General features: G+C 70.0%; 2 pseudogenes. Both read right to left on the reverse strand.

The features are described 5' to 3' along the window. Positions 1–241: pseudogene (locus AC1DCP_RS26540) on the reverse strand (hypothetical protein); the annotation flags it as partial. Then, a pseudogene (locus tag AC1DCP_RS26545) lies at positions 238–420 on the reverse strand (CoA transferase); the annotation flags it as partial. The pseudogenes AC1DCP_RS26545 and AC1DCP_RS26540, both read right to left, overlap by 4 nt.

Raw genomic sequence — 420 nt, forward strand, 5'->3', positions numbered from 1 at the left:
GGTCCGGGCACTGCGCCGCAGCGCGCTGGACCACGTCCGCCGCGTCGGCCATCTGCGGCACGGCCTTCGGTGAGACGAAGCTGGTGGCTTCGACGCTCCGTACGCCGGCACGCACCAGCAGGCGGATCAGTTCTACCTTGGCATCGGTGGAGATGGCGACGGCCTGGTTCTGCAGCCCGTCGCGCGGTGCGACGTCAGTGATGACGATGTCCGGCGTGGCGTGGCGCTGTGCGTCGCTCATGCCACGGCTCCGGCTTCGCGCAGCCGCGCAATCTGTGCGTCGTCATAGCCCAGCGTGTCGCGCAGCACCGTGGCCGTATGCTCGCCCAGCGCGGGCGGACAGGTATAGGCGGCCGTGGTCACCCCGGAAAGCTTCACCGGATTGCCGGGCATCCGCACGGTCTCGCCGGTCTTCAGGGG

This window comes from Agrobacterium sp. 10T429 (assembly GCF_056393925.1).